The 24,214-nt window shown below is 35.4% G+C and carries 15 protein-coding genes; 13 read left to right on the plus strand and 2 right to left on the minus strand.

The features are described 5' to 3' along the window. Positions 1 to 185 precede the first annotated feature (185 nt). From gyrB to secDF, 5 genes are all read left to right on the plus strand, one after another. Positions 186 to 2,123, plus strand: coding sequence for a DNA topoisomerase (ATP-hydrolyzing) subunit B (gyrB, locus tag ACKC83_RS08815; RefSeq protein ID WP_414036075.1), 1,938 nt, complete (start codon positions 186 to 188; stop codon positions 2,121 to 2,123). A gap of 218 nt (positions 2,124 to 2,341) precedes the next feature. Beyond that, positions 2,342 to 3,268 (plus strand): malate dehydrogenase, encoded by a 927-nt coding sequence (mdh, locus tag ACKC83_RS08820; protein WP_434037744.1) that lies wholly within the window; start codon positions 2,342 to 2,344, stop codon positions 3,266 to 3,268. Positions 3,269 to 3,516: 248 nt separating this feature from the next. Continuing rightward, positions 3,517 to 4,332: a universal stress protein gene (locus ACKC83_RS08825; protein ID WP_434037745.1), complete on the plus strand. Its 816-nt coding sequence runs from the start codon at positions 3,517 to 3,519 to the stop codon at positions 4,330 to 4,332. Between the two features lie 234 nt (positions 4,333 to 4,566). Beyond that, on the plus strand, positions 4,567 to 5,184 hold the full coding sequence (locus ACKC83_RS08830; protein WP_434037746.1) for a hypothetical protein: 618 nt from the start codon (positions 4,567 to 4,569) through the stop codon (positions 5,182 to 5,184). 235 nt (positions 5,185 to 5,419) lie between these two features. Then, positions 5,420 to 8,383, plus strand: coding sequence for a protein translocase subunit SecDF (gene secDF, locus ACKC83_RS08835; protein ID WP_434037747.1), 2,964 nt, complete (start codon positions 5,420 to 5,422; stop codon positions 8,381 to 8,383). Between the two features lie 528 nt (positions 8,384 to 8,911). On the opposite strand, the gene ACKC83_RS08840 is transcribed toward secDF, so the two are convergent. Continuing rightward, entirely contained in the window at positions 8,912 to 10,183 is a 1,272-nt protein-coding gene (locus ACKC83_RS08840) for an alginate export family protein (protein ID WP_434037748.1), read from the minus strand. A 288-nt stretch (positions 10,184 to 10,471) separates the two neighbouring features. On the opposite strand from ACKC83_RS08840, the gene nirB reads away from it, so the two are divergent. From nirB to ACKC83_RS08880, 8 genes are all read left to right on the plus strand, one after another. Beyond that, complete coding sequence (gene nirB / locus ACKC83_RS08845; RefSeq protein WP_434037749.1) at positions 10,472 to 13,006, plus strand: nitrite reductase large subunit NirB; 2,535 nt, start codon at positions 10,472 to 10,474, stop codon at positions 13,004 to 13,006. A 33-nt stretch (positions 13,007 to 13,039) separates the two neighbouring features. Beyond that, on the plus strand, positions 13,040 to 13,417 hold the full coding sequence (nirD, locus tag ACKC83_RS08850; protein WP_414036068.1) for a nitrite reductase small subunit NirD: 378 nt from the start codon (positions 13,040 to 13,042) through the stop codon (positions 13,415 to 13,417). A 31-nt stretch (positions 13,418 to 13,448) separates the two neighbouring features. Then, positions 13,449 to 14,030: a DUF4202 domain-containing protein gene (locus ACKC83_RS08855; RefSeq protein ID WP_434035236.1), complete on the plus strand. Its 582-nt coding sequence runs from the start codon at positions 13,449 to 13,451 to the stop codon at positions 14,028 to 14,030. Positions 14,031 to 14,041: 11 nt separating this feature from the next. Further along, positions 14,042 to 15,853: a type IV pili methyl-accepting chemotaxis transducer N-terminal domain-containing protein gene (locus ACKC83_RS08860; RefSeq protein WP_434035237.1), complete on the plus strand. Its 1,812-nt coding sequence runs from the start codon at positions 14,042 to 14,044 to the stop codon at positions 15,851 to 15,853. A gap of 62 nt (positions 15,854 to 15,915) precedes the next feature. Next, entirely contained in the window at positions 15,916 to 16,572 is a 657-nt protein-coding gene (locus ACKC83_RS08865; protein ID WP_434035238.1) for a response regulator, read from the plus strand. Positions 16,573 to 16,747: 175 nt separating this feature from the next. After that, the gene (locus tag ACKC83_RS08870; RefSeq protein WP_434035239.1) at positions 16,748 to 18,163 is read left to right on the plus strand and encodes an MFS transporter; all 1,416 of its coding nucleotides are present in this window, start codon (positions 16,748 to 16,750) and stop codon (positions 18,161 to 18,163) included. A 77-nt stretch (positions 18,164 to 18,240) separates the two neighbouring features. Then, entirely contained in the window at positions 18,241 to 21,765 is a 3,525-nt protein-coding gene (locus ACKC83_RS08875; RefSeq protein WP_434037769.1) for a molybdopterin-dependent oxidoreductase, read from the plus strand. Next, positions 21,765 to 23,210 carry a rubredoxin gene (locus ACKC83_RS08880; RefSeq protein ID WP_434035240.1) on the plus strand — a complete coding sequence of 482 codons (1,446 nt, stop codon included), beginning with the start codon at positions 21,765 to 21,767 and terminating at the stop codon, positions 23,208 to 23,210. Before ACKC83_RS08875 ends, ACKC83_RS08880 begins: the two co-directional genes overlap by 1 nt. On the opposite strand, the gene moaA is transcribed toward ACKC83_RS08880, so the two are convergent. Next, positions 23,207 to 24,214 (minus strand): GTP 3',8-cyclase MoaA, encoded by a 1,008-nt coding sequence (gene moaA, locus ACKC83_RS08885; RefSeq protein WP_434035241.1) that lies wholly within the window; start codon positions 24,212 to 24,214, stop codon positions 23,207 to 23,209. The genes ACKC83_RS08880 and moaA overlap by 4 nt on opposite strands.

Genomic DNA, 24,214 nt, shown 5'->3' on the forward strand with positions numbered 1-24,214 from the left:
TAAGCCTGTTTTTAGCTGTTTTAAGCGTGTTTTTTGAAATTAACAAATGTTGATAATTTTAAGGCTAGATTCCTGATAAGCTTTTAAAACAGCTTATTAATTCGTATATTTGTTTGTATCGAAAATGATGCGCTCTGCATCATTTTTTTATGGATTTTAATCAAAAGTATAACATATAATATTTTATGAGCGAAGAAGCTAAAAAACATAGTTACTCGGCCGATAGTATTCAGGCATTAGAGGGTATGGAGCATGTAAGGATGCGTCCTTCCATGTATATTGGAGATGTTGGAGTACGAGGTCTTCACCACTTAGTTTATGAAGTTGTAGATAACTCTATTGACGAAGCCTTAGCAGGTCATTGCGACATTATTAAAGTTATAATCAACGAGGATAACTCTATTACTACCGAAGATAATGGGCGTGGTATACCTGTAGATTTGCATAAAAAGGAAGGTATCTCTGCTCTAGAAGTTGTAATGACTAAAATTGGTGCCGGAGGTAAATTCGATAAAGATTCTTATAAAGTATCTGGTGGACTTCACGGTGTTGGTGTAAGTTGTGTGAATGCACTTTCTGAGCATTTAACTGCAACGGTATATAGAGATGGAACCATTTGGGAACAAGAATACGAGCGTGGAAAATCACTATACCCTGTAAAAGCAATTGGAGAAACAGATTTAAGAGGTACAGTTGTAACTTTTAAACCAGATCCTACCATATTTAAACAAACTTTAGAATATAGCTACGATACCTTAGCGAGTAGATTACGTGAATTAGCATACCTTAATAAAGGAATCACGATTACTCTTATCGATAAAAGAGTGAAGAATGAAGAAGGAGAGCATGATGTTGAAACTTTTCATTCTGATGAAGGTTTAAAGGAATTCGTTAAGTTTTTAGATGGAAACCGCGAGCCTATTATTACTGAAGTTATTGCTTTTGAAGGGGAAAAGAATGATATTCCTGTAGAAGTAGCAATGATTTATAATACGTCGTATTCAGAAAATTTACACTCGTACGTAAACAACATTAATACGCATGAAGGTGGAACGCACCTTTCTGGTTTTAGACGTGGTTTAACACATACGTTAAAGAAATACGCCGATAGCTCTGGGTTAACAGATAAATTAAAGTTCGAGATTTCAGGAGACGATTTCCGTGAAGGTTTAACTGCAATTATTTCTGTAAAAGTTCAAGAACCTCAGTTCGAAGGGCAGACAAAAACCAAGTTAGGGAACAGAGAAGTTTCTGCTTCTGTAAGTCAGGCGGTTTCAGAAATGTTAACGGACTACTTAGAAGAGCATCCAGAAGATGCTAAGACTATTGTTCAAAAAGTAATATTAGCAGCACAAGCACGTCACGCGGCACAAAAAGCACGTGAAATGGTACAGCGTAAAACCGTAATGAGTATTGGTGGTTTACCTGGGAAATTAAGTGACTGTTCTGAGCAAGACCCATCAAAATGTGAAGTATTCCTTGTCGAGGGAGATTCGGCGGGTGGAACGGCTAAGCAAGGTCGTGACCGTGCATTTCAAGCCATTTTACCTTTGCGTGGTAAAATTCTTAACGTTGAAAAAGCTATGCAACACAAGGTTTTCGAAAACGAAGAAATCAAGAATATCTTTACAGCTTTAGGGGTTACCATAGGTACAGAAGAAGATAGTAAAGCCTTAAACCTTTCAAAATTACGTTACCATAAAGTGGTTATTATGTGTGATGCCGATATCGATGGTAGTCACATTGCTACTTTAATTTTAACATTCTTCTTTAGATATATGAAGGAGCTTATTGAAAACGGACATATTTACATTGCAACACCACCTTTATATTTAGTTAAAAAAGGAGCTAAAAAAGAATATGCTTGGAGTGATAGTGAACGTGATGGTTTAGTAGAACAATTTGGAGGAGCATCGATTCAGCGTTACAAAGGTCTTGGAGAGATGAATGCTGAGCAACTTTGGGATACTACAATGAATCCTAACTTCAGAACATTAAGACAAGTAAATATCGATAACGGTGGAGAAGCCGATCGTATTTTCTCTATGTTAATGGGAGATGAGGTACCACCTCGTCGTGAATTCATAGAAAAGAATGCAGTATACGCTAAAATTGATGCGTAAATAATACTTAGAAGCACCTTAAATTTATTTTTAAGGTGCTTTTTTATAATACACAATTGGCATGGAAACATGTTGAAAGTGGCAAAATACAGTAAATTTAAAATCAGGCAGGTGTAATTCATAATCTTATTATAATTCGCAGACTTATGTATGTGAATTGTATTAAAATCGTTAATTTTACGTGCATAAAAATAATCTCAATCTAAAAATATATTATAATGAAAGTAACAGTAGTTGGAGCAGGAGCAGTAGGTGCAAGTTGTGCAGAATATATCGCTATTAAAAACTTCGCTTCAGAAGTTGTTTTGTTAGACATTAAAGAAGGTTTTGCAGAAGGTAAAGCAATGGATTTAATGCAAACGGCTTCTTTAAATGGATTCGATACAAAAATCACAGGTGTAACTGGAGACTATAGCAAGACTGCAGGTAGTGATGTTTGTGTGATTACTAGTGGAATTCCTAGAAAACCAGGAATGACAAGAGAAGAACTTATTGGTATTAATGCAGGAATCGTAAAGAATGTATCTACAAGTTTACTTGAGCATTCTCCAAACATGATTCTTATTGTAGTTAGTAATCCAATGGATACCATGACGTATTTAGCTCATAAAGCTACAGGTTTACCAAAAAACAGAATTATCGGAATGGGTGGAGCTTTAGATTCTGCACGTTTTAAATACAGATTAGCAGAAGCTTTAGGAGCGCCTATTAGCGATGTAGACGGAATGGTAATTGGTGGACACAGTGATACTGGAATGTTCCCATTAACGCGTTTAGCAACTAGAAATAGTGTGCCAGTTTCAGAATTTTTATCTGAAGAACGTTTAAATCAAGTTAAAGAAGATACTAAAGTTGGTGGAGCAACATTAACTAAATTATTAGGAACTTCTGCTTGGTACGCGCCAGGTGCAGCTGTGTCAGGAATGGTACAAGCTATTGCTTGCGATACTAAAAAGATTTTCCCTTGTTCAACATTATTAGATGGTGAATATGGCTTAACAGATATTTGTTTAGGTGTACCAGTTGTATTAGGTAAAGATGGTATCGAAAAAATAGTAGATATTACATTAAACGACGAAGAAAAAGCGCATTTAGCTGCAAGTGCAGAAGGTGTTTCTAAAACAAATGGTCTTTTAGAATTCTAAATTAGTTTTATAAAATATATTTAAGACTGCCTGAAAAGGCAGTCTTTTTTGTTTTCAGGCGGTTCTTTAACATCTCAATCGGAATTAAAAAGTGTTTAACTTATTACAAAATAGAACATTGTGTTTTCCACTTTTAGTAAGGGATTTTAGGAGTAATTCTTGGTTTTTTATAACCGAAATATCGGCCGTGTTTCCTTGCTGAAAATTGATTAATTCGGTACCTTAGTAGGAGCAAAATCTATCAAGTTATGGGACCAATTATAGTAGCAACGAACTTTTCTAAATTAGCAGATAATGCTGTCGGTTATGCCGCAGCAATAGCATCGCATTTTAATGTTAAACTTATGCTTTTTAATGCTTTTCAAATACCTCTTCATGCATCAAACACTAGGTTTCCTGCAGCGTACATAGATGAATTAATAGAAATTAATCGAAATAAATTAAAGGAAACAGCAGCATCTTTAGAATCGGAATATAAGATTTCGGTCGATTACGAATGCATTTATGCGCAATTAGAATTTAAGATAGATAATCTTATGGAAGAGTTGGGCGCATCACTATTGGTTATTGGGATGTCTGGAAAATCGCTAGAACAAAACCTATTGGGTAATCCAACCACGACATTAATTAGTATGAAAAAATTCCCAGTATTAGCTGTGCCGGTAAGTGCGAAATTTAAAGGGATGAAGAAAATACTATTTTCATGCGATTTAATGCAAGCTGTACCTTTAAAAACATTGGCAAAACTTAAAATATTATCTTCTAATTTAAAATCTGATGTTACTGTTTTTTATGTCGATAAGTTAATAGATGAATTAAAGTTAAATACCAAGACTATAAGCAATATTGATACGCAACTAGAAAAAGTGACGTATTTGTATAAGAATATAGAGTCTGATACTGTAATTGAGGAAATTGAAAAAGAAATTAAGAGATCAGATTCGGAATTATTGGTCATGATGCCTAAAGCGTACGGGTTCTGGGAATCTCTAGTTCATAAAAGTAAAACGCGAGTAATGGCTTCTGGATTAAATATTCCGTTATTATCTATTCCTATTAAGTAAAGGCGTGTGTCACTTATATATGTGAGTATATTTGTTTTTAGTACCATTTCATCTTAAGGATTTTTAGGGATGTATTTCATTTTTAATTCACAAACCTGTGAAAACCGCTTTATGGTTTCTTCTGTATATTCATAAAATTTTATGTTATCTGTTTAAAATGTAATGGTTTAAGTTCTTGCCTATAAATATCAAGAAGCATAGAATGTAGTGTTAAATTTTTCATATATTTGGCGCATGAATTTGAAATGGTACCTTAGTACTTTAACCGTAATTGTAGCCGTGTTTTTTGGTGTTGCTAGTCAGCATTCAAAGGCTGTGCCTAATCAGGAAATTGTTCTGCAACTTTCTGGTTATGTATCTGCACAGGAAAATGCGGACAAAGCCATTTCTACCATTACCGAGCAACTTCAAAGTATTGGTGCCGAAAATATTCAGGTTAGCGAAGGTGAGCATGGTGTTTTAAACATTACTTATTACAGTGATTCTAATGTAGATCGCATAAAAAAAATATTATCGGAAGATCAATCTTTGGCATTCGATAATTCTACTTCAAAGCATAAGCAATTACCTTCGGAAGATGGAGGCATGCAAACCACTTATAATTTTGATGTCTTTGAAATCCATAACGGTTACGACTTCGCTTTCGAGCATTCTGGTAAAGTTGCGGTAGAGTTAAAGGCGAGTAGTCATCATTTTAACAATTCAAACGATTATCCGCGTACCACTTATAGCTCAAATGTAGTTGAGTTGCCTTCAATTAAAGTGGCGTATAAATTTTACAGAACTATTGCGCTTGCAATAGATAATGATGCTAAGAAAATACCCGAAGTTAGGGCAGGACCTATAACTTAGGGAGGTTTCCGTTTTTTTAAATGCAGTATAATACCGTCATAAATAAGTTCTTGATGGATTAAATTTCCTCCAAAAAATAGAGGCGTGGTGCGTAATTTCGTTATCACTCTTAAAAAGATAGTTAGACCATTCTGTCTATAAACTATCCTTCACTTATATATAAAAATTAACTCATATGTTTCGCTGTTTTAAGTACAGCACACATCTCACAATATTATTAACAAATAATTAAATAATGCAGAATAAAGGATTAGTAAAGTTGTTTGCAGTCTTGTTCGGTTTGGTAAGTATTTACCAATTATCGTTCACGTTTAAAGCAAACAGTATCGACGACGCAGCAAAAGCGTATTCAAATGGAGACTCGGTAAAAGAGGCTAGATATTTGGATTCATTATCAACAGAAAAAGTTTTTGACCTAGGTATTGCAGATTATACGTACGACGAGGTTAAGAATAAGGCCATGAACCTGGGGCTTGACCTTAAAGGAGGAATAAATGTTACTTTAGAGATTTCGGTAAAAGATATCTTAAAAGGTTTAGCTAATCACACTAGCGAACCAGCTTTTAATAAAGCATTAGACGATGCATCAGAGCTTCAGAAAAACAGTCAGAATACATATTTAGAAGATTTTTACATTGCGTTCGATAAAATTAAAGGAGACACTAAATTAGCATCTCCAGATATTTTTGCAAACAGAGCGTTAAGTGAAGAAATTTCTTTTGATATGACAGACGATCAGGTGAAGCCTATCATCGACAGAAAAATTGACGAATCTATTACGTCTGCTTTCGAAGTATTACGTAAGCGTATTGACGAATTTGGGGTGACTTCTCCAAACATTCAGCGTTTAGGTGAATCAGGACGTATCTTGGTTGAATTACCAGGAGTTAAAGATGTAGAGCGTGCTACAAAATTATTACAAAGTACAGCGCAATTAGAATTTTGGGAAGTATATAAAGGAGAATCTTTAATTCCGTTTATTATTCAAGCAAACAATGTACTTAAAGAGGAGGCAGATGCTAAAACTACAACTTCAGAAGATGCTGTGGCAGAAACTACTGAAAGCGATTCTCAAATCGATGATTTATTAGGAGAAGCCGTAACAGATTCTACTAGTGTATCTGCAAACCCGTTATTAGATTTAATAATAGGACAAGGATACCAAGGTGGGCCAATTATCGCTCAATTTGATGTAGATGATAAGCAAACTGTTCTAGATTATTTAAACAGAGCAGATATTAGAGCTTTACTTCCTGTAGAGCAACGTTATGTTAAGTTTGCTTTTGGTATGCCAGAAAAAGGAAGTGATGCTGTAGGATTATATGCCTTAATTGGTAATAGAGAAAATGTACCACCTATGAGTGGAGCAGTAGTTACTAATGCAACACAGACTTACGACCAATTAAGTAAGCCTGCTGTATCTATGCAAATGAATGCAAAAGGAGCTAAAATTTGGGAAGAATTAACAGGTAATGCTTATTCTCAACAAAGTCAAATTGCTATCGTTTTAGATAATATTGTATATTCTGCACCTGGTGTAACTACTGGACCAATTGCTGGAGGAAATTCAGAAATTTCAGGACAATTTACATTAAATGAAGCTGTCGATTTAGCAAACGTTTTACGTGCTGGTAAATTACCCGCTTCTGCAGATATCATTCAGAGTGACGTTGTTGGACCATCTTTAGGTCAAGAAGCGATTGATAGTGGAGAAATTTCTTTCGTTATCGCATTGGCTTTAGTATTAGTATGGATGTTCTTTTACTACGGTAAAGCGGGGTTATTTGCAGATATTGCAATGGCATTAAACATCTTATTAATCTTTGGTGTATTATCTGGTTTAGGAGCTGTTTTAACATTGCCTGGTATTGCCGGAATTGTATTAACTATTGGTATGTCGGTAGATGCAAACGTGTTAATCTTTGAGCGTATTCGAGAAGAAATAGCAAATGGTAAAGGTCAGAGAGAAGCTATTCAAGACGGATTTAGTAATGCATTATCTTCAATCTTAGATGCCAACATTACAACAGGTTTAACGGCTTTAATCTTATTTATATTTGGTACGGGGCCAATTAAAGGATTCGCAACTACTTTATTAATTGGTATTGTAACTTCTTTATTTACAGCCATATTTATTACAAGGTTATTAATTGACTGGTATGTTAACCGTGGTGGTAAATTAGATTTCTCTACAGGACTGACTAAAAACTTATTCAGAAACATTAATATCGAATTCTTACAAAAACGTAAAATTGCTTATATCGTTTCAGGTGTTTTATTAGTGGTTAGTTTAGGTTCTTTATTTACTAACGGATTAGATCAAGGTGTAGATTTTGTTGGAGGTAGAAGTTTCCAAGTACGTTTTGAAGAAAATGTTAGTCCTTCAGAATTGGTGCCTACCTTAAATGAAGCTTTTGGAAGTGCAGATGCTAAAACATTGGGTAGTGATAACCAAGTTAAAATTACAACAAAATATAAAGTAGACGAAACAAGTGCTGAGGTTGATGAGCAAATCAGAAAAGGTTTATATACAGCCTTACAACCACATTTAACAGGTGTTTCTTACGAAGACTTTATTAGCGATAACCAACACAAAACGGTTGGATTAATGAAATCTTACAAAGTGAGTCCAACAATTGCAGATGATATTAAGAAAGAATCATTCTGGGCCGTGTTAGGATCTCTTATTGTAGTGTTCTTATATATCTTATTCCGTTTCAAGAAATGGCAATATTCATTAGGAGCTGTAGCAGCAGTATTCCACGATGTTATTATTGTATTAGGGGTATTCTCTTTAACATACAAATTCATGCCATTTAACATGGAAATTGATCAAGCGTTTATCGCAGCAATATTAACCGTAATTGGTTACTCGCTGAATGATACCGTGGTTGTATTTGATAGAGTTCGTGAGTTCTTCGGAATTCATTCAGAGTGGAGCTTAAACAAAGTGGTTAACACGTCTTTAAGTAGTACGCTTAGTAGAACCTTAAATACATCTTTAACAACATTAGTGGTGTTATTAGCTATCTTTACTTTTGGTGGAGATTCTATACGTGGATTTATGTTCGCATTAATAGTAGGGGTTGCCGTAGGTACATACTCTTCATTATTTATCGCGACACCAATCATGTACGATACTTTAGCTAGTTCTGAAAAGAAAAGAAAGTTAAATGGAGGAGACGATGTTGCTGCATAAGTAACCGACTCTTTATTATAATAAAAAGCCTTCTAAGCGTAAGTTTAGAAGGCTTTTTGTTTAATAAACTTGATATACTTGTTAAATGGATTTTACTAAAAAAAAATTACTTGTGGCTAAATATCTAGACATGATATTATACGGATAGAAGCCTAGGCGTGTGACTAATCTGTTTTTAATAAAATATAATATTATATAATTGAAAAGCCGAAATGGTTTTATTCGAGAATGATACTTAAGCACATTAGGCTAGATGTGTTTGGTAACTCATTGGGTTTATAGCTATCAGTTTTTGTGTGCTTAAAATAAGTTCAGGGTAAAGAAGAATAATAACAGCTCATGTTATCTAAGAATTTATTTAAGAACACTAAGCAAAGGAGCATTGAGATTCTAGACGAAAAACGACGATTAATGTAATTACTGATGTGTAAATTTCAAATTGTTTAATAAGCAAAAACTAAAGAAGCCTGTAAAACATTCGATTTTACAGGCTTCTTTTATATAGGTTTAGTATTGAAACAGTTTTTTCTATAAAAATTTAGGTTTTAAAACCAACATGGCCCAAACCCAATTCTGGGAATCTGCGGCTAAGTCTTCCGAAACACCTTTAAGTTCGTACATGCCATCCGAAGCAAACATTTGTGAATATCCTGCGCCAACTGAAAACTCTTTAAACTTATGTTGAAACACTAAGTCAATTTCTGTTCCTAAACTTTTCTCACCACTCGGTAATTCTTCAGTACCAGAAAAATTTAAGATGCTTGCAGATAAACTTGATTTTTCACCTAATTTAAAATTTGCATTAACATGTATATCAACTAAACCAACAGAGTTCGCATGATTACCTACGTAAAAGTAATCCATGTATCCGTTAAACTTATGGTTGGTTCCATAAAGTGGGAAGAATGCTCCTGTTTCGTCTGCAGACTCATCCTGAGATTTTCCGCTAATGTATTCAAATCCTGCTCCTAATTTAATTTTAGTTGTCACTTTGTAATGGGCATCAAGACTTGCTAATAATCCCGTATTTACTTTAATATCGCCTTGTCTGTGTCCTGTTTGTAAGTATATATTACTAGCTACATCAAAATTACTTTTAGCATACGCTAAATGGGTTCCGAAGGTTTGTAAATAACTAAGTCCATCGGCCTTATTATCGATGTCGAATTCCTGAAAACCATTATTCATAAACAGAAAGCTGGCAGAAAAAGCATCCCAGGTGTTTTTTACGTAAGCGTATTGCATGGTTTTATACGAGAAAAATCCTGTAGTGTAATACGTATTATCTACATTTTGAAATCCAGCAACGTTGTCGTAATCCTGATTATAGGCAAATCCGGCATCAAATATTAAAGATTCTTTTCCTAATTGAATAAGAAGTGCATCGTGATTCCGACCTTGTTGTGTCCAATCTACGCCTCCAAAAATACGCTGATCGTCGTAAGCAATAACTTGCCGACCTAATTTAGTCGACCAATTTTCGTTAAGTTTTAGTTTGGCCCAAGCTTGAAAAAGTGATAAGGAATTGTTTTCATCTTCAATTAAAAGTTGTCTGTTTTCTCCCCAAACAAAAACATCTTGAACGCCAATATAGATTTCGTAAGTCTCTTTTTTGTAGCCCAGATTCACGCGCGCCCTAGTCGAAACCCCAAATCCAGGATCGGCATCATCTGCTATTATGGTGCCGTAACCATGTCTGAATTCTGTTCGTGGTCTCAATTCTCCATCAATAGAAAATTGAGCAAAACAGCTACCTGAAATCATTAAAAGTAAAACTGTTAGTAGAGTAATTTTAGTCATAATATATAGTGAAATTGATTAATAATCAGGTTGTAAATCATTATAATTAAATGAATTATTTCTAGTTAGCGATGCTCAAAAATCCTATGATTAGTATGGGTTTTGTGTATCTTATAAAGAACGATTTCTAATTTTATTAAATAGAATTTCACTATTAATAATTTAAAAGCCGTTTGTTTTAGTTTTTGGTAAAAATACGTATTATTTTGAAAAATGTTCACTTTTTAGGAATATAATTAAGTATTAATACTTACTTTTGAAATAAGTAATCTAATAATAACTACGTATATGAAAAAAGTGATAGTTGTAGGAAACGGCATGGTGGGCTATAAATTTTGTGAAAAATTTGTTGCCAAAGAGGGAAACGAAGCCTATAAAATAACGGTGTTTGGGGAAGAGCCAAGACCTGCATACGATCGTGTTCATTTAAGTGAGTTTTTCGAGAATCAGGATGCAGAAGCCTTAGAAATGGCTCCAAGATCTTGGTACGAAGAACATAATATAGATTTAATTACAGATGTTCGTATTACGGATATTCATAGAAATAAGAAAACAATTACTAGTGTAGACGATAGGGAGTATACTTACGACTACTTAGTATTAGCAACAGGTTCTTCTGCATTTGTCCCTCCTATAAAAGGGGTGGAAAAAGAAGGTGTTTTTGTGTATAGAACCATAGAAGATTTAGAAGGCATGCTGGCTTATGCGGCTAAACTAAAAGCAGTTAATCCAAATGCTAAAGCCGCTGTGTTGGGTGGTGGTTTATTGGGGTTAGAAGCTGGTAAAGCAGTAATGGATATGGGATTAGAGCCTCATATTGTAGAGTTTGCACCCAAATTAATGCCAAGACAATTAGATTCTAGAAGTAGTCAAGTTTTACAGTTAAAGTTAGAGTCTATCGGATTAAATATTCACTTAAGTAAAGCGACCAATCAGATTTTGGGCGATGAGTATATCACTGGGCTAGAGTTTGGAGAAGATGATAAGTTAGATGTAGAAATGTTAATTATTTCTGCAGGAATCCGCCCAAGAGACGAGTTAGGAAAAACGTGTGATTTACAAATGGGTGTTCGTGGCGGAATTGTTGTGAATAACAAAATGCAAACGTCCGATCCCGATATTTTTGCTATTGGCGAAGTTGCTTTATACAACCAGATGATATACGGATTAGTGGCTCCTGGTTACGATATGGCAGAAATTGCTGCAAGTCAGATTATGGGGAATGCAGAGGCTTTAATGCCAGCAGAAATCGATATGTCTACCAAGTTAAAGTTAATTGGGGTAGATGTTGCCAGTTTTGGAGAACCGTTTATGCCGGCATCAAAAGGTCATTCTGTAATTTTCGAAAACAAAACGCAACATTTATATAAGCGAATTAATGTAAGTCTAGATGGTAAATCTTTATTAGGAGGAATCCTTGTAGGAGATGCATCAGATTATAATATGTTACATCAGGTGTTTTTAAATGGAATGGCAATTCCCGAAGATGCTGCACAACTTATTTTGCCAGCCACAGAAGGTGGTGCGTTTGGTAGTGCCTTAGACTTGCCAGACGAAGCTCAGATTTGTTCGTGTGAGAATGTAAGTAAAGGTCAGATTTGCGGTGCTATTAAAGATGGGTCATGCGAAGATTTAGCAGGTGTGGTTTCTGCAACTAAAGCGAGTACAAGCTGTGGTGGTTGTAAACCCATGGTTACAGATTTAGTTAATGAGACATTGAAGTCGCTTGGTAAGACGGTTAAAAATGTGATTTGCGAACACTTTGAATATAGCAGACAAGAATTATACGGTATTATAAAAGTGAAAAAACTAACCTCGTTTAACGAGGTGTTAGATGCGTGTGGTACCGGACATGGATGCGAAACATGTAAGCCTTTAGTGTCTTCAATTTTTGCGAGTTTATATAATGTAACGCCAAATAAAGAAGATGTAACGCAAGATACAAACGATAAATTTTTAGCAAACATTCAGCGTAACGGAACCTATTCTGTGGTGCCGCGAATTGCTGGAGGTGAAATTACTCCAGAAGGTTTAATTGTCTTAGGTCAGATTGGATCGAAATATAATTTATATACAAAAATTACAGGAGGAGCCCGAATTGATTTCTTCGGTGCACAGCTAAACGATTTGCCTGCGATCTGGAAAGAATTAATAGATAATGGTTTTGAAAGTGGTCATGCCTACGGAAAATCTTTACGTACGGTAAAAAGTTGTGTAGGATCTACATGGTGTCGCTACGGATTAGACGAAAGTGTCTCTTTTGCTATCGCTTTAGAAAATAGATATAAAGGATTGCGTTCGCCTCATAAAATAAAAGGTGGTGTTTCCGGCTGTATCAGAGAATGTGCCGAAGCACGCGGAAAAGATTTTGGAGTCATTGCTGTAGAAGGTGGATGGAACTTATATGTAGGTGGTAACGGTGGAGCAACACCGCGACATGCCGAATTATTAGCCGAAAAAATAGACAATGACACAGTCATAAAATACATAGACCGCTATTTAATGTATTATATACAAACCGCCGCACCGTTAATGCGAACTGCAGCGTGGTTAGATAAATTAGAAGGCGGTATAGAGCAACTTAAGAAAATTGTAATCGACGATAGTTTAAATATTGTTGATGAATTAGAGAAGGATATGCAGTTTTTAGTTGATGCTTATGAATGTGAGTGGAAACAAGCCATAGAAAACGAAGACATGAAAAAACGCTTTAGTCATTTCGTAAATTCAGATGAGCGAGATGATAATTTAGTTTTTGTGCCTCTACGGGATCAGAAAATGCCAAAACATTGGGAAAAGGACACCAAAGAAGTCGTCCTATAACTAAATAACGCTAACGTTTTAAAACATATAATTATGGAAAAAGTAATATCTAAGTACAAAACAACGACTCAAGAAGATGTTAAGGTTTGGTTTAAAGCGGCTTCAACAGAAGCGTTTCCAAACGATGGTGGTGCATGCGTAAAATATAAAGATTTACAAATTGCCGTGTTTAACTTCTCGCGATTAAATACTTGGTATGCTTGTCAGAATTTATCACCAGAAAAACAGGAAATGGTGCTGTCTCGAGGTATGTTAGGCGATCACAAAGGCATACCTAAAATCGCTTGTCCGTTGCATAAAAAAACATTTTCTCTAGTAACAGGCGAAAATTTAAATGGCGATTTAAATCCCATAGCAATTTATCCTGTAAAAATAGAGGACAACTTTGTGTATATCGGATTTTCTGAATAGATTTGATAGATACCAAAAAAACATAAGAACTGTGAGTGCAAAATTTGAACAAGCCATAGCATTAATTGATGAAAAAAATGCTCAAGATCTAAATCGTGAAATCAGTAATGGCGAATCAATGCCAAAAGAATTGTTGTATTCACAGCGTATGACAGATTGCTTGTTGAATTATATGCCAACCGCTTCCGAGAGTTTACAAATCGCGGCCCGTGCACAGCATATTTGTCGTTGGGAAATTCCAAGAAATGAATATCCAATGACTAAAGCTGGTTATATGAACTGGCGTAACGATCTTAAAAAGTTACACGGAAACATTGCCGGAGATATCATGAAATCTGTAGGCTACGACGATGAGTTTATTGAGCGTGTTCAGTTTTTAATGAGTAAAAAATCATTTAAAAAAGATCCAGATTCTCAGACGTTAGAAGATGTGGTGTGTTTAGTGTTTTTACAATACTATTTTGAAGATTTTGCAACCAAGCACGACGAAGAAAAGTTAATTGATATCGTACAAAAAACATGGAATAAAATGTCTGATGCCGCTCACAAAAAAGCAATGACATTAAATTATTCCGAATCTAGTTTTAAGCTTATTCAAAAGGCATTATCTTAAACATATTTTAAATGAATGATCGCAGCAGTTCGTTAGATACTAGCACGTTTAATAGACTCCGTCGATTATATATTTTTGCATTAGGTGCTATTGCATGTTCTGTAATTATAAGCCAAATAATCGTCCGCAAATTCTTAATCGATCAGCAGGACGATTCTTCAGTTATAAACGTTGCTGGCCGGCAACGTATGCTTAGTCAGAAACTAAGTAAAGAAGTTCTTTTAATAGCAAATACAACAGATTTTTCGGAACGTTTAGTCTTAAAGGATACTTTAAAAAAGACCTTAGCACAATGGAAAATTTCTCATCATGCCTTGCTTCAAGGTAGTGATAGTTTAGAGCTTTCTGGAACCAATAGCGATAAAATTGTTGCGCTGTTCGATCGGATTCAGACACCGTTTTCCGAAATGTATGCCGCTTCAAATTCAATCATTTCAATTTTAGAACAGGAGCCTAAAGCAAATCCCAATCTGCTAATACCTTACGTCGATCAGGTAAACCCTAACGCATTTCGTTTTTTAAGTCTAATGGATACTATTGTAAATCAATACGATTCTGAAGCTAACGAAAAAGTAAATCTCTTAAGCAAATGGGAATTGTTTTTAATGGTTTTTACACTGCTACTTCTTATATTAGAATTCCTATTTATATTTAAACCTACAGCTAGAATGGTGAAAAAAACCATCACTAGACTTTTACGATCAGAGAAAAGAGCTATTAACATGGCTGAAGAAGCTGATTTTTTACGAAAAGAAAATGAAAAATCGGTTAAAGAACTACGTGTTTTAAACCAGACCATGGATAAAACGTTGTTGTTTGCACGTGTAACGCCAGAAGGTTCTATTCTTCATATTGGCGAGAAGTTCTCTAAATTATTTGAGCAGTCAGCATTCAAAGTCAATTTAAATTTTTCCGAGTTAATTTCAACGGTAAAAACCGATCAGCAATATATCGAGCACATTCTTAAAACCTATAATAAATCGGGGTGGCAGGGAGAAATTAAAGCCGTAAAGCACTCAGGTGAAATGTTGTGGTTAGAAATGTATTTGATTCCGATTAACTCAAAATCAGAAAAATCTGAAATCTTAATTATAGCTTCAGATATTACTGAAAAGAAACAAGCCCAACTGGACTTGGAGTCGCTTACTAAATCGAGTTATGAGGAAAAAATGAATCAGCAAAAGATCATTTCATCTAAAATCATCGAAAACCAAGAGAAAGAACAAAACCGAATAGCGAAAGATATTCACGATGGTATTGGGCAAATGCTAACCGGACTTAAGTATAATTTAGAGAGTGTTAACTTAAACGATTTAGACAAGGCGGCTTCAAAAATAGAACATTTAAAAAGTTTAACGGGAGATATTATTCAAGGTGTACGTGCAGCCACGTTTAATTTAACACCACCAGAACTAAGTGATTACGGTATTGTTCCGGCGCTTTCAAAATTAACACAAGAATTATCCAGACTTACAGGTAAAAAAATAGAGTTATATAATCGTACCAATTTTAATAAACGCCTAGATTCTTTGGTCGAGATTAATATGTATCGCATTACCCAAGAAGCGATAAATAATGCGATTAAGTATGCCGAATCTACGTATATACTGGTTTCGATTTCTCATAGCGCTCATATATTAAGTATTACAATAGACGACGATGGAAAGGGATTCGATATTAATCGGCCTAAAAACATTAGAACCGGAGTTGGTGGTATGGGAATGACATTTATGAATGAGCGAATTAACTACATAGATGGACGTCTGTTTATAAATTCTTCAGAAGAGACAGGAACACGAATTACGCTAAATATCCCCATTTAATTCGTCGTATTTACTTAATTTTTGGTTATTTTGCTACGTATTAATTTAGAATATATAAGTAGATGATAAATGTAGTGTTGGCCGACGATCATGTCTTGGTTCGTGATGGTATAAAATCCTTATTAGAAGATCAGGAAGGTGTTCATGTTTTGGATGAAGCATCAGATGGAAAAGAAGCGCTTAAAGTTGTTGAAGCTTGTAAGCCAGATGTCTTAATTGTAGATATTCGTATGCCAGAAATGAATGGTATAGAAGTCGTTTCTCTACTAAACCAAGCTAAAAATCCAGTAAAAACATTGGTTTTATCAATGCATGATTCCGAAGAATACGTTTTAAATGCCATAAATGCTGGTGCCGATGGCTACTTATTAAAAGGGTCTAGTAAAGAAGAATTTATAAAGGCACTACAAATGATTGCCTCTGGAGGTAAGTATTTTACGGGAGATGTTTCGTCTATTATTGTAAATAGTATGATTAATAAGGGGGGCGCACCACAACCCGAAGTACAAGGAAAACCGGAAGCTACTTTTAAACTGACTAAACGTGAAAAGCAAATCTTAGCTTTAGTCTTAGATGGAAAAAGTAATAAGGAAATTGCTGAAGATTTGGAAGTTAGTAAACGCACGGCAGAAGTGCACCGCTTCAATCTGATGAAAAAACTAGATGTAAAAAATCTAATCGAGCTTACTAAAATGGCTTCTAAGTACCGATTAGTCTAAAACTAAAGCCTCTACATCATTATATTTTAGCTTTTTAAGCCTATTTGTTGAAAGATTAACAATTAAATCCTAATTTTTTATTAGGTACGTAATAATTTAAAAATACGTAATTTTATACGTAGTAATTAAGTATTAATACTTAATTTTATCACACTAACGTATAAATTCAATTGTTATGAGTTCTACAAAAGCTACAAAATTAGATCTTTTAAATGTAAAGAGTCTTCCAATCCGAACGTTTTGGATAACTTCAATAGCCTTTTTCTTATGTTTCTTTGCCTGGTTCGGTATTGTGCCGTTTATGCCCGACGTGGTTAAGGATTTAGGCTTAACACCATCGCAAAAATGGAATTCCATTATTCTTGCCGTTTCAGGTACTGTATTTGCGCGATTATTAATTGGTAAACTCTGTGATAAATACGGGCCACGTCTTTGTTACTCGTGGTTGCTCGTTATCGGAGCCATTCCTGTAATATTACTAGGGTTTGTTCAAACACCTCTTCAATTTTTAATCTGTAGGTTCTTTATCGGATTTATTGGAGCGTCATTTGTGATTACTCAATTTCATACCTCCATTATGTTTGCTCCTAATATAGTGGGAACAGCGAATGCTACTTCTGCAGGTTGGGGGAATTTAGGTGGAGGTGCCAACCGTCTAGGAATGCCATTAATTGCAGCAGCAGTTGTTGCATTTGGAGCAGCCGAATCGGAAGCCTGGAGGTATTCAATGATTATAGCTGGTGTGGTTTGCTTTTTAATGGGACTTGTATATTACAATTTTACGCAAGATACTTTAGATGGAAATTATAAAGACTTAAAGGCATCAGGGAATATGCCACAAACCAAGAAAGATGATGTTGGTTTTATGGAAGCGGTTAAAGATTACCGTGTTTGGATCTTATTCTTAGTCTATGCAGCTTGTTTCGGAATAGAATTAACAGTGTATGGAACTATGGACGATTATTTACAAAATACGTTTCAATTAGAGCGTGTTACTGCAGGAAATATTGTTTTATCTTTTGCCCTGATGAATATTTTTGCTAGAACTTTAGGTGGGTTTTTCGGAGATCTATTCGGGAAATTAAAGGGCTTACGTGGTCGTGTTTTATTCCTTGCCGCCATATTAGCTATCGAAGGTGTCATGTTAGCCTTGTTTTCTACAGCAACGGGAATTGTGGTAGGTATCTCACTGTTAATATTATTCAGTTTATCAGTACAAATGGCAGAAGGAGCAACATTCTCGGTCGTACCTTTTGTAAACTCTAAAGCTATAGGTTCTATTTCAGGAATTGTAGGAGCGGGAGGAAATGTAGGAGCCTTTCTAGCCGCTATATTATTAAAATCTAAATCGGCTGTAGCAGAAAAAGCAGCGATAACGGCAAGTGAAGGTTTGGGGGCAGAAGCAATTCAATCGGCTCAAGCGGCAGCAGCTTCGGCAGCAGTATCAAGTGGATTTTTACTTATAGGAGGTATTGTAATACTAGTTGCAGTGGGAACATTAGCCATTAAATTTGCTACGGCGACAGATGACGTGACAGAAGAAGAATTTAATGAAGAGTATGATACCCAGATGGCGACGCAGTCCATTTAAAATACGGTTAAATACAGTGATGTAATAATAGTTTTATTACATTTAAGATGAATAGACAAATGTATTAAGTACATATGATGCCTCAAAAAGATATTAAAACAACGTGTTCGTACTGTGGTGTAGGCTGTGGTATAATCGTAAAGAAGGATGAAAATAACAAAGTTTATGTGGAGGGTGATAAAGACCATCCCGTAAATAGAGGGATGTTGTGCTCTAAAGGAATGAATTTGCACTATGTGGCAAACGATGTGTCTGATAGATTACTATACCCAGAAATGCGATGGAGCAAATCGCATCCTTTGGAACGCGTAAGTTGGGATACCGCTTTAGATCGGGCAGCAAAAGTTTTTAAATCGGTTATAGAAAAGCACGGTCCGGATAGTGTTGGGTTCTATGTTTCTGGACAGTGTTTAACCGAGGAATATTATATCGCAAATAAATTAACCAAAGGGTTTTTAGGAACTAATAATATAGATACCAACTCAAGGCTTTGTATGAGTTCGGCAGTGGTAGGCTATAAGAAAACGTTTGGTGAAGATTCTGTGCCAATTTCTTATGCAGATATCGAATTAGCCGATTGCTTTTTAATTACCGGAGCAAATCCAGCATGGTGTCATCCTATTTTGTTTAGACGTATTGAACAGCATAAAGAGCAAAATCCGAATGTAAAGATTTTGGTTGTAGATCCGCGTAAAACCGATTCTGCAAATTTTGCAGATGTTCATCTTCAAATCTTACCGGGAACAGATGTAATTCTATATAATGCTATTGGTCGGCGCTTAATAGAACGTCGTATGATTGATAAAGGTTTCATTAAAAATCATACCGAAAACTTCGAAAAATATAAGAAACAAGTCTTGTCTACATCCTTAAGTGATGCTGCTAAATGGTGTGGTATTACTGTAGATGAAATTAAAAAAGCCGCTCAAATTATCGGGCAATCTAAAGCCTTTATTAGCATGTGGGCCATGGGACTTAATCAGAGTGCGATTGGAACACATAAAAATTATGCACTTTTAAATTTATCTTTAATTACAGGACAAGTGGGGAAACCTGGTTCTGGGCCATTTTCGTTAACTGGGCAACCTAATGCTATGGGAGGACGGGAAGTTGGAGGAATGGCTAATTTATTGGCAGTGCATAAAGATTTATTTAATGAAAAACACCGTCAGGAAGTTGCCGATTTCTGGAAGGTGGATAAGATTTCTGATAAAGCAGGTTATACGGCTACAGAAATGTTCGATGCTTTAGAATCAGGTAAAATGAAAGCGGTATGGATTGTATGTACCAATCCTATGGTGAGTATGCCAAACGCTCATAAAATAGAGAAAGCTCTAAAACATGCTAAGTTTGTAGTGGTTCAAGATATCTCAAACCGATCGGATACATTAGAACATGCCGATCTGGTATTGCCTGCGGCCGCTTGGTTAGAGAAAGAAGGTACAATGACTAATTCTGAGCGTCGTATTTCCTATTTACCAAAAGGTATTGAGGCGCCTGGAGAAGCCAAACCAGATGTTGAAATATTATGCGAGTTTGCTCAAAAAATGGGCTTTCATGGTTTTAATTATAACTCTACTGCCGAAATTTATCAGGAATATAGCGAAATGACTAAAGGTTCAAATATCGATGTTTCCGAACTAAATTATGAGCGATTAAGAGGAGAAGGAACATTTCAATGGCCCGTCTCAGAAGCTCAAAAAGATGGTACCGCGCGTTTATTTCAAGATAAAAAATTCTATACGCCGTCGCAAAAAGCGATGTTTAATATACCCGATTTTATTAATAATGTCTCCGATTTACCTAACGAAGAGTATCCGTTAATCTTAACCACAGGTCGTGTTCGAGATCAATGGCATACTATGACGAAAACGGGGAAGGTGTCGCGTTTAAAAACGCATTATTCTACACCCGTTTTAGAGATTAGTCCTGTAGATGCTTTTTTAAATAAAGTAAAAGATGGCGATGTTGTAGATATTAAAAGCGGATTAGGGATTGTAAGAGTGCGTGCAAAAGTAACCGATAGTGTTAAAAATGGCGTTGTATTCTTACCTATGCATTGGGGAAAACAATTACAAAGCGATTTAAACCGTGCGAATAATTTAACCCATACAATTGTAGATCCGGTATCTAAAGAGCCAGATTTTAAATATACACGGGTAGCAGTATCCAAGTATAAAAAGGAAAAAGAAAGAATATTAGTGGTTGGTGCAGGTGCTGCTGCCTTCCGTTTTATTCAAAATTATAGGGAACACAGTGAAACGGATGACATTGTGGTGTTTTCAAAAGAAATTAATCCGTTCTATAATCGGGTTTTACTTCCAGAATATGTAACTGAAGAGTTAACTTGGGAACAACTGTTAAAGATTAAAGAGAAGGAACTTAAAAAGCTTCAAATAGAATTATATGCCGAAACGTTTATCGTCGAAATTGATCGCGATAATAAGTTGGCAACCGATAATCACGGAAATCATCATGCTTACGACAAATTAATTATGGCTACGGGAAGTCGTTCTTTTGTACCTAACGATGTGCAATTAAACTTACCTGGCCGATTTACATTGCGTTCTAAAGATGATGCAGACCGATTTAAATCGTATTTAGACGGCACGAATCTTAAAGCCGAAGAGCAACATGTGACTATTGTTGGAGGTGGACTTCTAGGATTAGAACTTGCCGCAGCCTTAAAGCATAGAAATGTAAACACGACAATTATTCAGCGTGCTTCTAATTTAATGGAGCGACAATTAGATCCTATTTCAAGTAAGTTATTAGCGAAGCATGTTCAAGAGTTGGGTATTCAAATTTATTTCTCAAATGAAGTGAGTACGGTTTTCGACGACGACGACACAAAAAACGCATTAAATATTACACTTAAGAGTGGAAAAACATTCAAATCCAATGCCATTGTATATGCTATTGGTACGCGTCCGAATATTGAAATCGCGAAATCCAGTGGTGTAATTTGTGGACGCGGTATTAAAGTAAATCATCATTTACAATCTTCAGATCCTGATATATTTGCCATAGGTGAAATAGCTGAGTTCAATAATAATATCTTAGGAATTACATCTGCAGCCGAAGAACAAGCTGCGATTTTAGCAAACTACTTAGCAGGGGATATTAGTAGTATCTACAAAGGTTCTGTATCCATGAATATCTTAAAATTTAGCGATTTAGATTTATGTAGTTTAGGAAATCTAACGGTTCCTGAAAACGATAACAGTTACGAAGAAATCATTTTCATGGACATGTCTAAACGCTACTATAAACGGTGTATCGTAAAAGACGATCTGTTGGTTGGTGCCGTTTTAATGGGCGATAAGAATGAATTTGCTGAATTTAAAACACTTATTGAAAGTAAGGTAGAACTGTCTGATAAACGCGATAAATTATTGCGTGGTGCCTCTAACGATAAACCTGTAATAGGAAAATTAGTGTGTTCTTGTAGTCAGGTTGGAGAGGGTAATATAAATGAAGCCATTAGTCAGGGCTGTACGAATTTTACCGAATTATGTAACCAAACAGGTGCAGGATTGGGATGTGGAAGTTGTAAAACTGAAGTAAGAGAGATATTAAATAATCATAAAGTTTTGGCCTAATGCAAGAGTTATCTAGATTAATTGTAAAAGGAGGTGTACTGTCTCCAGGAGAGTTAAAATCGATTTGCCTAACCGCAGAAAGTTTAGGTTTAGATACCATTTCCTTTGGGTCTCGACAAGATATTTTACTGTCAGGAAAAGTAGATCCTAAAGATTTAGAAACCGTAGATAATCTTCAGGTTGTTCCATCTCATGGCGAGGGCTCTGTAAATATAGTGTCGTCTTATGTTAGTGCAGGAATTTTTTCTAGTACGTCGTGGTTAACTGGAGAAAAGTATTTATATGTATTGGAGCAATTCCGACAAAACCCACAGTTAAAAATCAATATTACAGATCCAAGACAGCGTTTGGTGCCCTTATTTACAGGGCATTTAAACTTTATAGCTTCGGAACACGAAGATTATTGGTATTTATATGTGCGTCTGCCAGATTGGGAGAAAACAGAAGTGTATCCGGCTTTAATTTATAGCTGGGATATGGCTAAAATTCAAACAACTATTGAAGGGCTTTTAAAAGAAGAACCTGAAAGTGTCGAGATGATTTTCGATTTAGTAAACGATGCTATCGATGCTAATAATAGAACCATAGATAAACCGTTGCAAGTTCCATTTTATCCGTTTCCGTATTACGAAGGGATGAATCGGATTGGGAACGATAAATACTGGTTGGGTTTATATTGGAGAAATAATAAATACGATTTAGCATTTTTAAAAGCCATGTGCGATTTATGTTCCGATTGTAAAATTGGTAAAATATCAATCACACCGTGGAAATCATTTATCGTAAAAGATATACCAAACGATACCAAATTAATTTGGGAAAAGTTCTTAGGGAAATTCGGAATTAATGTGCGCCACTCCATGTTAGAGTTAAACTGGCATTTACCAGTAGGAAATGAAGAGGCACTAAAACTTAAAAAATACTTGGTTGCTAACTTCGATCAGAACGATATTAGTACTTATGGATTAACCTTCGGAATTACAGAACTCGCGAAAAAAGCATATTATTTCACGTCTATCGTGATCGAAAAGAACGAACAGCCCAAAGCGTTGTCAGATTATAAAATTAGGGATACCTATAACTTGTTATATGCTAAAAATTTCGATCCCAATTCTAGAGAATATATTACGCATGTTCAGGATGTAGATCAAGTAGAATTACCCGGTTTACTTATGGAATTAAGTCAGTTGTATTTCGAGCAATTAGGAACAGAACGCGACGAAGAAAAGTTAACTAAAAAAGCAGATACAACTGTAGAAGCTGAGGTGTACCAATGTCAGGATTGTTTAACGGTTTATAATGAAACCTATGGAGATCAAACGCAAGATATTGCACCACATACGCCTTTTAACGATTTACCAGATACCTATGTGTGTTCCCTTTGCGAAGCGCCCAAATCTAATTTTGTAAGGAAGTTATTAAAACGACACATCGAACAGGATTAACCACCAATATTAATCATACTGCGGTTGTTGGTATGATTCTCTGGATTATTTAAGGTTTCAAAATCCGTCATACCGGCACGAACGGCATATTTCTTATGGATCAGACTCGCAATAAGAGGTTCAATATTTTTACCTTGTCTATACGCCGTAAGTAGATTTGTTTCTTGATTCGAAAATAAACAGTTTTTAATATTTCCATTTGCTGTTAATCGAATACGATTGCAACTGTCGCAAAACGGATTACTCACCGAGCTTATAATTCCAAAAACACCTTTATAGCCTTTTATCTGATAATTTCTACTCGTGTAATTCTTCTCGTTTTCTAGTGAAATTATTTCATCTTCGTCAAAATGTGAATGTGCTTGTTCTAAGATTTCCGCTTGAGTGACTAGTTTCTCTTTGTTCCAATTATTACCATCAAAAGGCATAAATTCTATAAAGCGAATCGCAATAGGAAGGTGTTTTGTGAATTTAATAAAATCGATAATTTCATCATCATTAAAACTTTTAATCAACACCACATTCATTTTTACATTGAAGCCTTGTTCTAATAAAAGAATGATGTTATCGTATGCTTTTTTAAATTGATCTCGACGTGTTATAAATGTGAATTTGTCTGCTTGTAAACTATCTAAGCTCACATTAATATCCTGTAAGCCATATTGTTTAAAATCGTCTATAAACCGATCTACAATGACCGCGTTGGTGGTAATAGAAAGTTTAATATTTAAGGCAGAAAGTTGTTTTAAAATTTCAGAAAAGTCTTTTCTTACCAAAGGTTCCCCGCCTGTTAATCTGATTTTAGTGACCCCATGTTTCACAAATACCGATGCGATTTTTAATATCTCATTAGCCGTCATGATGTGTTCTTTTGGAGTTAATGGTGCGCCATTTTCTGGCATACAATACGTACATCGTAAATTACATTTTTCGGTTAATGAAATACGTAAATACGAATGATGACGTCCAAAATCGTCGGTTAATATGTTGGGAGTTCTATTCAT

Source organism: Formosa bonchosmolovskayae (assembly GCF_051016085.1).
Taxonomy (GTDB): Bacteria; Bacteroidota; Bacteroidia; order Flavobacteriales; family Flavobacteriaceae; genus Formosa.

What these genes read in the sequence shown, in the direction of transcription:
- gyrB (WP_414036075.1), top strand. Translation starts at nt 186, where the DNA reads ATGAGCGAAGAAGCTAAAAAACATAGTTACTCGGCCGATAGTATTCAG.
- mdh (WP_434037744.1), top strand. Translation starts at nt 2,342, where the DNA reads ATGAAAGTAACAGTAGTTGGAGCAGGAGCAGTAGGTGCAAGTTGTGCA.
- ACKC83_RS08825 (WP_434037745.1), top strand. Translation starts at nt 3,517, where the DNA reads ATGGGACCAATTATAGTAGCAACGAACTTTTCTAAATTAGCAGATAAT.
- ACKC83_RS08830 (WP_434037746.1), top strand. Translation starts at nt 4,567, where the DNA reads ATGAATTTGAAATGGTACCTTAGTACTTTAACCGTAATTGTAGCCGTG.
- secDF (WP_434037747.1), top strand. Translation starts at nt 5,420, where the DNA reads ATGCAGAATAAAGGATTAGTAAAGTTGTTTGCAGTCTTGTTCGGTTTG.
- ACKC83_RS08840 (WP_434037748.1), bottom strand. Translation starts at nt 10,183, where the DNA reads ATGACTAAAATTACTCTACTAACAGTTTTACTTTTAATGATTTCAGGT.
- nirB (WP_434037749.1), top strand. Translation starts at nt 10,472, where the DNA reads ATGAAAAAAGTGATAGTTGTAGGAAACGGCATGGTGGGCTATAAATTT.
- nirD (WP_414036068.1), top strand. Translation starts at nt 13,040, where the DNA reads ATGGAAAAAGTAATATCTAAGTACAAAACAACGACTCAAGAAGATGTT.
- ACKC83_RS08860 (WP_434035237.1), top strand. Translation starts at nt 14,042, where the DNA reads ATGAATGATCGCAGCAGTTCGTTAGATACTAGCACGTTTAATAGACTC.
- ACKC83_RS08865 (WP_434035238.1), top strand. Translation starts at nt 15,916, where the DNA reads ATGATAAATGTAGTGTTGGCCGACGATCATGTCTTGGTTCGTGATGGT.
- ACKC83_RS08870 (WP_434035239.1), top strand. Translation starts at nt 16,748, where the DNA reads ATGAGTTCTACAAAAGCTACAAAATTAGATCTTTTAAATGTAAAGAGT.
- ACKC83_RS08875 (WP_434037769.1), top strand. Translation starts at nt 18,241, where the DNA reads ATGCCTCAAAAAGATATTAAAACAACGTGTTCGTACTGTGGTGTAGGC.
- ACKC83_RS08880 (WP_434035240.1), top strand. Translation starts at nt 21,765, where the DNA reads ATGCAAGAGTTATCTAGATTAATTGTAAAAGGAGGTGTACTGTCTCCA.
- moaA (WP_434035241.1), bottom strand. Translation starts at nt 24,214, where the DNA reads ATGAATAGAACTCCCAACATATTAACCGACGATTTTGGACGTCATCAT.